Raw genomic sequence first — 11,148 nt, 5'->3', positions numbered from 1 at the left:
TATATTCAAATTTGAATATAATGAATTTATGTTCGCGTTATTCAAATTTGAATATAGAGGTGGTAAGGGTGAGTTCTTCTTCTCGTGCTCGCATAACGGTTATTGGTCTTCTGCTCGGGCTGTTGATTGTGTCGCTGGATCAGACGATACTATCGACAGCCGTGCCGACAATTGTTGCAAAGCTTGGCGGCTTCGAACAGTATGTATGGTTGTTCTCGGCTTATCTGATTGCAAGCGTGGCGTGTATGCCGTTGTTCGGCAAGTTATCTGATATGTACGGACGCAAGCGATTCTATATGCTCGGGATCATCGTATTCATGGTAGGCTCGGCACTATGTGGAATGGCCGGCTCGATGCAGGAATTAATTTGGTATCGTGCAATTCAAGGTATTGGCGGCGGTGCGCTTATGCCCGTTGTATTTACAATTCTGTTCGATATATTCCCAGAGGGAAAACGAGCTAAGATGACAGGGATGTTCGGGGCAGTATTTGGTCTATCCAGTGTGTTTGGGCCCATGGCTGGAGCTTTTTTCTCCGACCACCTGCACTGGCGCTGGATCTTCTACGTGAATCTTCCATTAGGATTGATTGCGCTTCTACTTGTTATGCTTGGCTATCGGGAGACGCTAAGCTTCAAGAAGCAGCGGATTGATTGGCTGGGAACATTCACGCTGGTTGCTGCAATATTGTGCTTCATGTTCGGATTGGAGATGGGGGGCAAGGATTATGCATGGTCTTCCCCGACGATCATCTCACTTTTTGCAGGGGCACTCCTTATGTTTGTTCTATTTATCATTGTCGAGATGAAGGTGCAAGAGCCAGTCGTCCCGCTTGGTTTGTTCAAGAGTAAGCTGTTTACCGCGAGCATGGGGGCAGGGCTGCTAATTGGAATGCTGTTGATGGCAGGAGCGACCTTCATTCCGTTATTCATTCAAGGAGTTGTGGGCGGATCCGCGACGAATGCTAGTACAGTGCTGACGCCGATGATGCTGGCACTCGTCTGCAGCACCGTTACGGCAGGATTTCTGCTGAGAAAGATGTCGTTCCGCAGCATAATGCTTATATCGGGAACATTGCTTCTGCTGTCTGTTGTGCTTTTATCACAGGTAACGCCTGACACCTCCATGTCTACGATGATTGTATATATGATCATGATGGGCTTGGGGATAGGTGCTTCCTTTCCTGTTACCTCGATCGCGGCACAGCATAAGGTGGATTATCAGCAGCGGGGCACAGTCAATTCGCTAGTGCGGTTCTTCCAAACACTTGGCAATACGCTCGGAATCAGTATATTAGGGAGTATTCAGACCTCTTATTTACGAGATCGCTTCGGCGGTGTGCTAACTGATCCAAAGCTTGTGGAGCAGCTTGGCAACCCGCAGGTTCTGCTGCAGGATCAAGTGCGTTCATCCATTCCCGAACCAATTTTGAAACAGTTGACCAGTGTGCTGTCTGATTCCATTGCCCATGTTTATGCGTGGTCCATTCCGATCGCGGTGCTTTCCCTTTTGTTCATTTTGCTTATGGGACGTGTTACAATGATGTCTAAACACTCTCATGGGAGTGCGGCAGCCGCAGAGCAAGGTGGAGAACCTGCGTGATTGCGAATGGCTGTCGTTTCATGAAGGAAGAGGTGGAACACATGTCGATGAAGCTGGCCATACTTGGTTTGCTTATGGAGCAAGATCGCCATCCTTATGAGATGAGTCAGGCTATGAAAGAACGCGAAATGCATAATTATATGAAAATTCAATACGGGTCGCTGTATTATGCCATTGACCAGTTAAACAAATGCGAGTTTATAGAAAAGGCTGAATTCGTTAGCGGTGGTTCTCGCCCGGATAAGACGATTTATCGCATTACGGAAAAAGGAAAGCGTGAGCTTGAAGAACTGCTAATTGAAGAAATGAAAAAGCTGCCTCATTTGAATCATCCCTTTTATGCGGCGCTGTCCTTTGTGAAGTATGCGGATCAGGCTATAGTTATGGAGATTATTCAGAATCGCATTCACATTTATGAGCAGGAAGCAGAACGTATGTGGGCGCTATATGAGGAGCATATCTCATATGCCCCTCGTTCCGTTCTTCATATGTTGTATGGAGGCTATAAATATACTGTAACGGAACTGAATTGGCTGAAAAGCCTTCACGAAGATGCGCTGGCTGGCAAATTAGGCAGTAAGGGCGAACCCTTGCCAGTACAGAAGCAGCATTAATGGAAGTTGTCGAAAGAACGTCTCGGAATGTCGGGGATGTTCTTTTTTTGTTGAATATGAATAAAAGCGAAATGAGCAGGACATCCTTCCCACTAAGGGAGGGGTAACCATATGTTTACAATATCGACTACAAGTTCGGAACGGAAGGGAAACATGACATCGAGATCGGATAAGCGCGCTATCGTATTCACAAGGTTGTCGTTAGGTATTGCTGGAGCGGTGCTGTGTGTAGCAGCGGGTATGCTTATAGCTCCAATGTCTGTCCAAGCGTGGACGACAGAGACGGGTGCATATCAACAAGGAGCGTTAACACAAGCAACGTTGTCCACCCATGCTTCCTCACAGGTGCAGCAAACAAAGAAATTGACCTGGACCTCGAACGCCGCAACTGAAGCGCTGCCGCTTGTGTATGTGCAGCCATTGCCGACGGTCAAAGGGCAGAAGGTGAAGGAAGAGCAGGAACGTCCACATGTGGCGGTTGCAGCGGCCAAACTGACATTCACGGCTGCTGAGCTTGCTCCACAACAGGAGCGCATCATTCGCTCGGTAAAGGTAGTTGCTACTGGCTATACGGCAGGAGCGGAATCAACTGGCAAGGAACCGGGGCATCCAGAGTACGGGATTACTTATTCCGGTGTTAAAGTGCGTCGAGACTATGTGTCAACGATCGCAGCGGATTTATCCGTATTTCCATTAGGAAGCATCCTCTATATTCCGGGATATGGATATGGGATTGTAACGGATATTGGTGGCAAAATTAAGGGAAAGAAGCTTGATCTATTCTTCCAAACAAAGAAGCAGGTATACGGGCAGTGGGGCAAGAAAGAAGTGGAAGTCAAGCTAATTAAACGCGGCAATGGAAAAGTATCGGAACAAATGCTGGACGATTTGAATGCAGCTGTCTTTAAAAATAAAGGGATTCCGGAGTCCATGCTCTAATTGGGACTTTGTTTCATGATGAGCGCTAGGGGTGTGCATTCGAATAATCGAGTGCTGCACTAAGCATAATATCTCCTGTAGGAACGCAAGTTTCTGAATTTGACCCGCCGAAACGCGGAGATGCAGGAGGTGAATGGAAATGCCGAAGAACAACAAAGCGAACCGCATGCAACCTGCTAACGCGAAGTACACTTCTGGTGAGTTTGCAGCACAAAACAACGCTGCTGACATTGAGTTTGGCCAAGAGGTTGCTCCTACAGCAGGTGCTGTAAAAGGAACAGAAAAAGGCATCGTGCAAAAAGTGCAGGAAGCTGATCAACAACAATAATACACCAAGATGCAGCGGCGAGTTATAGACTCAGCCAGGCATCGTAACGAATGGCTGCCCTTGCTTGGGCAGCCATTTTCATTTCATTGGGGAGGTGAAAATCAAAATAGTAATTCATTACCAGTTCCTCGGTCTCGAGACTGAGACAAACTTCCTTCCTCCGTCGCTGGTAGATGGACATGATTTCTCTTACAATTACTACATAATAAATGAAATGACTGTAGAGAAATGGAGGGAACCGTATGAATAATCAGCGTGGCAGATGGTCGGGAGGGTTGTTTCTAATCGCGATCGGCGCTTTCTTTATGCTTAACCAACTTGGTTATATTGATATGGATTTTGGGGAATTGATACGCACATTCTGGCCGGTGATCCTCATCTTAACGGGATTCAATGCGCTTATACAGGGGGCGTTCTGGGGGCTTATCCTTCTAGCCATCGGTGGCTACTTCCAGTTATCGAATTTAGGAGTTCTGACGGTGGATATTGGTTCAGCTATGAGGATGCTCGTTCCATTTATCCTCATTATGGTCGGTGTAGGGATGTTGATTCGTCCACGAAAAAATCGGCATAGAGATAAGTATCGTGATCGTAAGCGTTGGGACGAAGGGTACTGGCATGAACATGGTGGACAACAGGATCGACCGTATAGTGAACCGCGTCCACTAGATGATGACTTTGATCAGACCTTTAATAAGCATTTTAATAAAGATGGTGTATCCGATGTTCCTCCGCCTCCGGGATATGATGAGACTGGATCGGCAGTAGGCGGGGATAGCGACAGACGCTATCAAGAACCGTTTGGACGCAATCAAAGTCAATCATCTGATTATGATCCATTTTCGTATAAGGGATCAGTACCACCGCCACCACCGCCGCCTCCGCCAATGGGCTCGGGATCGAAGTTCGACACGGTGAACAAGTCAGGCTTTATCGGTGATATTCATTTAGGCTCTGATTATTGGGAATTGAAGCCGATGAACATCTCGCATTTCATTGGTGACACGGTAATCGACTTGACGAAGGCGCAAGTGTCGTACGGCGAGACGAAGATCAATGTTTCTTCTTTTATAGGAGATGTGAAAGTATATGTTCCGAATGATATGGATCTTGGTGTAGTGGTAAGTTCAAGCTCCTTCCTTGGCGATGTGAGAGTATTCAATCAGGAGAAGGAAGGGTTCATGAACAATCTGCAAGTGGAGACTCCCTATTATTATGAAGCAGGCAAGAAAGTGAAAATCTCCGTCAGTACCTTCATAGGAGATGTAAAGGTCATGAAAGTGGGGTAGTGCAATCATGGTGTCACGCTGGTTTCGCAGCACGAAGAGTGTCAAGTGGGAGCTGCTTCTCACCTTTGTGATTTCAGGCTGCATTATCATGAGTGTGTTCTGGATTGGCTTCGTCTATGGAGGTTCCTGGTATAGTGGGATGAACTGGTGGCTGTTCGGTATTGTGACGGTCATCATCGTATCGGTCATTATGGGTTATGTCGCAGGCGTGCGCCTTCAGCGCCGCCTGGACGTGCTTCACGATAGTATGATGCAGGTGATGAAGGGCAATTGGGCAGAGCGGATTCCGCTTGGCGATGAAGAGTCATTTGCTCGCTTGTATGAAGACTTCAATACGATGGTAAGCGGGATGGAACAGAAGCTTCGCATCTTGCAGAAGATGTCCGAGCAGCAAGTAATGGATCGGGAGCGGGAATGCGAGGCTGTTGTGCTGGAGGAACGAAGACGTCTAGCGAGGGATTTGCATGATACAGTCAGTCAGCAGCTATTTGCACTTCATATGGCTTCCTCTTCCTTGACGAAGGTCATGGACATGGATATGGATCGGGCGAAGAAGGTGGTTGGCCATCTTGTTGAGATGTCCCATACCGCACAGCGCCAAATGCGCGGCTTAATTGCACAGCTGCGGCCGCTTGAGCTCGACGGCAAGACATTGCAAGAAGCATTGGGACGCTGGTTCCCTGACTATTGCCGGCAGAATGGCTTGCAAGGTAAAATTGATATTGAACTGAATTGTGAGTTGTCGGAAGCGAAAGAACATCAGTGCTTCTTAATGATTCAGGAAGCTATGGCCAATGTAGTCAAGCACGCGAAGGCGACGAAGGTTACCTTGACTCTGCAGGAGACGCCGAATCAGATTATTCTTGCTGTGGCAGATGATGGTCAAGGGTTCGATCTTCAGAGTGCGTCATTCAAGGCAGGAAGCTATGGATTGACGACGATGCGAGAGCGGGTGGATAAGCTTGGCGGTCACATGGATCTCATTAGCCGTCCGGGAGCGGGAACGACGATTCGCGTACATATCCCACGATTTGAACAAGTAGAAGAACAAACAAACGGCGGAGATCATTCCGATAAAGAAATATGTGAGTAACGGAGAACGGACGGGAGGCGAATCGGTTGGGGGATAGGACATCGGTATTTCTTGTGGACGATCATGAAATGGTACGGCTAGGTCTTCAAACGTACTTAATGCTCGATCCGGAGATTGAAGTCATTGGCGAGGCTAGTGGAGGTAGAGAAGCGATTGCTGCCATCCAAGCGATGGCCAGTCGGAATGAGCCGCTGCCTGATTTGATTCTTATGGATTTAATGATGCCTGACTTGAACGGGGTAGAGACGACAAGAGAGCTTATCGCTCAGTTTCCGAATTTGCGAATTGTCATGCTGACCAGCTTCATGGAAGATGAGCAGGTTGTCGAAGCGATTCAGGCGGGGGCAGTCAGTTATGTGCTCAAGACGGTGTCGGCTGAAGAACTGGTATATGCGATTCGTGGCGCGCTGCAGGGCAGACCAGTTATGAGCGGTGAAGTATCGCAGGCATTGACCCGTGGGCTGCGCAAGCGTGCAGCACAGCCGGATGACGAGGGACTGACGGAGCGGGAGAAGGAAGTGCTGCTGCTTATTGCTGATGGCAAGACGAACAAGGATATTGCAGATGAGCTCCATATCAGCATCAAGACGGTTAAGACACATGTATCGAATCTTCTTATGAAATGTGAGCTGCAGGATCGTACACAGCTTGCGGTATTCGCTCATCGTAAAGGGTGGGTTAAAAACGAATAATTTCGTCTATCCTGTAAATAGACGTAGTAGTTGTGAACGTGATGCCTCAGTTTTCTAGATATATGATATTCTAGGTCTAGACACTAACAGATTTGAACTGTGCTGTTTATTGCGTCGACAGGAATTGCAGAACAGGCCGAAGGGCCTGTTTTTTTGTCGAACTTTTGTATGATCATCTTTTATGGTGTTTTATATTGTTTTTAAGCTAGGATTAAGGTTTATCGTCCATTATATAAACATATCATTACGATACTTCATTTGATACGAGTACATTAGGAGGTAGGCAAAATGGACGAACAAAAACGCAATTTATTTCGTGCATCCGACAAGGATTCTCATACATCAGCATCAGACGACAGCGCTGCTCGACAAGAGCACGATGGCAGCCTGAGTGAAGAACAGGAACTGGGCAAGCAAAATGAACGTTACTACTACGCCTACGGCCCTTATCAATCCGTAAAACAAGAAGAACCTTCGAGAACCACAACATCGACAGATACGACTGGACGTATGAATGATGTGCAGGTAACGCCGCCGAATCCAGTTAAGCCGCTTCCATTCTCCAGCGCTACGCAGCAGGGTGGGGCTCAAGCGGGTGGATACGTGGCTCCGAATATGCGTGGTGACGGAGGAGGACAATCTGCTCCACCGCAAGGTGATTGGAACTTCAAGGATTCGAAGCGTAAGAAGGGGACTTCCTTCAAGGCAATATTTGCTTCCTTCATGGCAGGGGCACTCGTCATTACGGCGCTTATGATTACGGCTGACAAGACGAACCTGTTTACGGGCGGAACGGCGCTTGCGGGTGAGGGCGCTGGAAGCAGTGCGGCAGGAGCGAATGCGGTGCAAACCAATGGTCCTGGAACTACGCTGCCGAACGGCTCGAACAGTGTAGCGGATGTATTTAAGAAAGCTAGTCCTGCTGTCGTGAAGATCGAGACATTTGCAACGACAAGAGGGCAAAGTGGTGGTGGCAGCAATCCGTGGACGGATGACCCGTTCTTCCGCCAATTCTTCGGAGACAGCTATGGGAATGACAATTCCCGCCAGGATGTGAAGCCGAAGCTGCAGCCTCTTGGAATCGGAACAGGGTTCATTTTTGATAAAGAAGGTTATATATTGACGAATCAGCACGTGATTGAAGGTGCGGAGGCGATTCAGGTACAGGTGGAAGGAAACAAGGAGCCGATTAAGGCAGAGCTGCTGGGACACAGCAAGGACTTGGATTTGGCAGTACTGAAGATTGAAAGCAAGGGCGATCTTCCTACTGTTAGCCTTGGCAATTCTGATGCAACTCAAATCGGAGATTGGCTTGTTGCAATCGGCAACCCGTCTGGATTCGATCATACGGTTACTGTTGGTGTACTTAGTGCACGCGAACGCAAAATCAATGTTGACGATAACGGCAGCGCTCGTGAATACCAACACTTGCTTCAGACAGATGCATCGATCAACCCTGGTAACTCTGGCGGTCCGTTGTTGAACATGCAGGGCGAAGTTATCGGCATGAACGTAGCGGTAAGTCGCCAGGCGCAAGGGATTGGGTTTGCGATTCCATCGAATGTGATGAGTAAGGTTGTTGAGGACTTGAAGAACAAACGCGAGATTGCGAAGGAGCCTCTGCCATTTATCGGTGCAACACTCATTACGATGACAGATGATATTGCAGAACGATTAGGTATGAATCTAATTAAGGGGTCTCTCGTGAGTGAAGTGTTGTTCGGTACTCCTTCTTATGAGGCAGATTTGCGCGCTTATGATATCATTACCGGTATGGATGGGACTAAATATACAACCAAGGAAGAGCTAATTGAACAGATTAGCAAGAAGAAGGTTGGCGATACCGTTAAGCTTCAAGTCGTACGCAACGGCAAGTCGATCGATGTGAATGTGAAGATTGGCGATAAGAACAAATTCACGAAACAATTGCAGCAATAAGGGGAAGGGAGTGCGTCACGACATGAGCAATGGCACTTGAAGGACGCATCCCCCTAAGTATAAAGATAGGAAGCACAGAATGGCTTATGCGATTTCTGGCTTCCTTTTCGCTTTATTGGCAGAATAACAAATGATTTGCATATTTGATGGAAATCGGAAAAAGGGGATGAGTATGATGCGATCAACGATACTGGTAATTGACGATGATGAGAAAATTACCTCCATGCTTCGAAGGGGGTTGGTGTTTGAAGGGTACGAGGTGCGCACGGCCTCGAATGGATCGGAAGGGCTGCGGGACATGATGCTGCATGAACCAGACATGGTCATATTGGACGTCATGATGCCCGAAGTTGATGGATGGGAAGTATGCCGCCGCATGCGTGAAGGGGGCAGCAGTGTGCCTGTGCTCATGCTGACGGCTAAGGATGAGGTGCAGGATCGCGTGAAGGGGCTTGATAACGGGGCAGATGATTACTTGGTCAAGCCGTTTGCACTTGAAGAGCTGCTTGCACGTGTCCGTGCCCTGTTGCGGCGTCGCAGTGATAGTGAAGGGGGATCGCATCGCCTAACATTCGAGGATATTGTGCTGGACTTACATACACGTGAAGTTCAGCGGGACGGCAAGGCGATCGAGCTTACAGCGAAGGAATTTGAACTGCTCCATCTATTCATGCAGAACCCGAAGCGGGTACTGCCGCGCGATATGATTATGGAGAAGATATGGGGATATGATTACAGCGGTGAATCCAATGTGTTGGAAGTATATATTGCCATGCTTCGTCAGAAGACAGAGGAGCATGGAGGCAAACGCATCATATTAACGATCCGTGGGACGGGCTATGTATTGAGAGGGGACAGTTAGATCGATGTCAATTCGCTTGCGGCTTACAGTCTGGTATTCGGCTTTGCTTGCCTTTACCTTATTTTTGTTCGGGATTGCGATTTATACATTTGTCGACTACAACATCTATAAAGATATTAAGACCCGCATTTCCAACCAGATGGATCAATTGTATATCCTCCCATCTATCGATTGGGAACGTTCCCAGCTGAATTGGGATGTTCAGCAGTCTAATCGGTTAAATAATGAGGAAGTGTTTTTTCAGACGATTAACTTCAGTTCAGGCAAGCTAATTCGTTCTGATAATTTGAAGTCCCTCAATCTGAAGCTGCCTGTTCCGTCGAATCCAAGCCAAATTAAAGCAGGTATCCGTAAGGTTGAAGTGCAATCGTTTCAATTTCTCGTGTATGAGAAGCTGTTGAAGCTGGAGAACAATGATACGATTATCGGAGCTGTACAGGTCGCTGCCTTTACCGGACATGAGGCTCGATTTATGCGTGAACTAAGGAGTATTCTCGTTGTTGCGTCCATGGTTACCGTTGTACTGGCGTTCTCACTAGGGCTCTTCTTGGCGCAGAAATCATTACGTCCGATTGAGAACATTATTAAAGCGACAGACCGGGTTCAGAAGGGTGCGGATCTCAGTGTAAGAATTCCGCGCGTCGGGCCGCCGGATGATGAGGTTGGTCAATTGACTGACCGCATTAACAGTATGCTCGGGCGGATGGAAGCCTTCTATAATGAGCTTGACGAGGCATACCGGGCACAGCGCAGATTCGTTTCTGATGCATCGCATGAACTGCGCACACCGCTGACTACGATTCGGGGAAATGTTGATCTGCTTGAGAAGATGTGGCTGCAAGAAAGCGGGACTCTGTCGTTAACGGAAGTAGACAAGCAGCAAATGTCTATGGAGGCGTTAAGCGACATAGCAGATGAATCGCGTCGAATGAGCAGGCTCATCAATGATATGCTGTCACTGGCTCGGGCGGATGCCGGTTATGTGATGGAGAAGTCGATGATTGAATTGAAGTCTCTCGTGGAGGAAGTTGTGAGAAGAGCGCAATTCTTGCCGCGCAAGGCGGAATGGATTCTTGGAGATATAGAAGCAATCGAACAGAAAATAGTGTACGGCAACAAAGATTATTTGCAGCAGATGCTGTTCATCTTCATCGAGAATGCATTCAAATACACAGATGGCGGGTTTGTGCGTCTGGATGCGATTATTCAGGACGAGCAAATTGGCTTGAAGGTGCAAGATACGGGAATGGGCATGAATCAGAAGGAAGTTCCGTATATCTTTGAGCGATTCTATCGTGCTGACATATCTCGCGGCGTTACTTCCGGAACGGGGCTCGGTCTGTCGATTGCGAAATGGATCATAGATGAGCACCGCGGTTCTGTGGAAGTAGTCACGAAGCCAAATGAGGGAACGACGTTCATTATCTGGCTGCCGCTTGCTTCGGTCGACGAATGCGAGGAAGTTCCGGTATAATGAAGATGCCGGATGCTTGTGGTGCAGTTTCATTGCAGCTCTTATAGCAGACGAAGCGATTGGAAGGGAAGCAGGTGTACTTGTGGAAGTAATGAAAATAACACCGCGCGGTTATTGCTATGGTGTTGTTGATGCAATGGTCATTGCACAGCAAACCGCACGCAATCTGGATTTGCCGCGGCCTATCTATATATTGGGCATGATTGTGCACAACAGTCATGTGACGAACGCATTCGAGGATGAGGGCATCATTACGCTTGATGGCCCGAACCGGATGGAAATCCTGGATCAAGTAGAGTCGGGGACGATTATCTTCAC

At 47.9% G+C, this 11,148-nt stretch carries 10 protein-coding genes and 1 pseudogene; all 11 read left to right on the top strand.

Features of this window, described 5'->3' with window-relative positions:
* The first annotated feature begins 68 nt into the window (after positions 1-68).
* Positions 69-1,601: an MDR family MFS transporter gene (locus AZ66_RS00760; RefSeq protein WP_044353180.1), complete on the top strand. Its 1,533-nt coding sequence runs from the start codon at positions 69-71 to the stop codon at positions 1,599-1,601.
* Positions 1,598-2,215, top strand: coding sequence for a PadR family transcriptional regulator (locus AZ66_RS00755; protein ID WP_231586679.1), 618 nt, complete (start codon positions 1,598-1,600; stop codon positions 2,213-2,215). Before AZ66_RS00760 ends, AZ66_RS00755 begins: the two co-directional genes overlap by 4 nt.
* Positions 2,216-2,536: 321 nt before the next feature.
* The gene (locus AZ66_RS00750; protein WP_442950264.1) at positions 2,537-3,154 is read left to right on the top strand and encodes a 3D domain-containing protein; all 618 of its coding nucleotides are present in this window, start codon (positions 2,537-2,539) and stop codon (positions 3,152-3,154) included.
* 139 nt (positions 3,155-3,293) lie between these two features.
* Positions 3,294-3,482: a hypothetical protein gene (locus AZ66_RS00745; RefSeq protein WP_044353178.1), complete on the top strand. Its 189-nt coding sequence runs from the start codon at positions 3,294-3,296 to the stop codon at positions 3,480-3,482.
* Between the two features lie 242 nt (positions 3,483-3,724).
* Entirely contained in the window at positions 3,725-4,771 is a 1,047-nt protein-coding gene (gene liaF, locus AZ66_RS00740; RefSeq protein ID WP_044353177.1) for a cell wall-active antibiotics response protein LiaF, read from the top strand.
* Between the two features lie 7 nt (positions 4,772-4,778).
* Positions 4,779-5,864, top strand: coding sequence for a HAMP domain-containing sensor histidine kinase (locus AZ66_RS00735; protein ID WP_044353176.1), 1,086 nt, complete (start codon positions 4,779-4,781; stop codon positions 5,862-5,864).
* Between the two features lie 26 nt (positions 5,865-5,890).
* The gene (locus AZ66_RS00730) at positions 5,891-6,556 is read left to right on the top strand and encodes a response regulator (protein WP_082061391.1); all 666 of its coding nucleotides are present in this window, start codon (positions 5,891-5,893) and stop codon (positions 6,554-6,556) included.
* A 288-nt stretch (positions 6,557-6,844) separates the two neighbouring features.
* Complete coding sequence (locus AZ66_RS00725; RefSeq protein WP_044353175.1) at positions 6,845-8,494, top strand: S1C family serine protease; 1,650 nt, start codon at positions 6,845-6,847, stop codon at positions 8,492-8,494.
* 175 nt (positions 8,495-8,669) lie between these two features.
* The gene (locus AZ66_RS00720; protein WP_021261002.1) at positions 8,670-9,356 is read left to right on the top strand and encodes a response regulator transcription factor; all 687 of its coding nucleotides are present in this window, start codon (positions 8,670-8,672) and stop codon (positions 9,354-9,356) included.
* A 4-nt stretch (positions 9,357-9,360) separates the two neighbouring features.
* Positions 9,361-10,830, top strand: coding sequence for a sensor histidine kinase (locus tag AZ66_RS00715; RefSeq protein WP_044353174.1), 1,470 nt, complete (start codon positions 9,361-9,363; stop codon positions 10,828-10,830).
* Positions 10,831-10,912: 82 nt separating this feature from the next.
* Positions 10,913-11,148, top strand: a pseudogene (locus tag AZ66_RS00710) (4-hydroxy-3-methylbut-2-enyl diphosphate reductase); the annotation flags it as partial.

This window comes from Paenibacillus sp. E194, assembly GCF_000935845.1.
GTDB lineage: Bacteria > Bacillota > Bacilli > Paenibacillales > Paenibacillaceae > Paenibacillus_B > Paenibacillus_B alvei_B.
The sequence above is the reverse complement of the archived record's forward strand: the minus strand, read 5'-3'. Positions and strand labels throughout refer to the sequence as shown.